This is a genomic window from Bhargavaea sp. GQ12 (genome assembly GCF_059758705.1).
The window spans coordinates 1-804 of the sequence record NZ_JCAXEU010000046.1 but is presented as its reverse complement, the minus strand read 5'-3'; the positions used below and the strand labels follow the sequence as shown (position 1 = coordinate 804).

Sequence of the window (804 nt, the reverse complement as noted above, 5' to 3'; positions counted from 1 at the left end):
AGGACCTTACCCGGCTCATCCTGCTGGAACTCGCGATTCAGGTGATTAGACACCGTACGGTGTTCCTGTGTCGCCTTCGCCATCTTCCTGTAGGGATGGGCTCTCCGGATTCTGGCATGAAGGCCGAAAAGGCCAGTGAGGCGCAGGATTTTCTTGTGGTTCATGACTACGCCATATTCATTCCTCAAAATCATATGTAGGGTACGGTATCCTGCTTTCCCTTTCTTCCGTTCTTGGATCTCTTTAAGGAGAAGGGCATCTTCATAATCCACCTCCGCACGGAGGTCGCGTAATTCACGGCGGATCAGCCATTCATAGTAACCCTGACGGCGGACTCCCGCGACCCTGCATAGATAGGCGACAGCTCTCTTGAGCCCATACGTTCGGATCACTTCTTCAATCAATGCATATTTTTCTCCCGGTGTGAGCCTTACTTCCTCAGCCTCCTCTCGGCTGCCTCTAACTTTTTTAACAATTCCAGTTCAGCCTCTAGATACTTGATCTTAGCCTGTGCCTTTTTCAGTTGTTCTTCCGCAGTCAGATTCCGTGTTACCGGGCGACCGGCGCTTCCGCGGCCCCGACGCTCAGACAACAGGCCTTCTTCGCCAAGGGCGTCATACGATTTCCTCCATCGCTTTAGCGAGTCCTTAGGCGTATCTCTTCCAATCAGTTTGGGATCCAGCCCCGCCTCCAAGAAAATCTCATAGGGTGTCTTGCCTTCCTGATAGGCCTTCACGGCATTCAATTTGAATTCAGGAGCGTATTGTATGGTCTTACCCGTCACATGAAGGACATTGGGATTGT

The 804-nt window shown here is 51.5% G+C and carries 2 protein-coding genes; both read right to left on the bottom strand.

What is annotated here, in order from left to right:
- Positions 1-404 (bottom strand): IS3 family transposase (locus tag AC6CHQ_RS16305; RefSeq protein WP_498082072.1); only part of this gene is annotated, 404 nt, incomplete at its 3' end.
- A gap of 26 nt (positions 405-430) precedes the next feature.
- Positions 431-804 (bottom strand): HTH domain-containing protein (locus AC6CHQ_RS16300; RefSeq protein ID WP_498082071.1); only part of this gene is annotated, 374 nt, incomplete at its 5' end.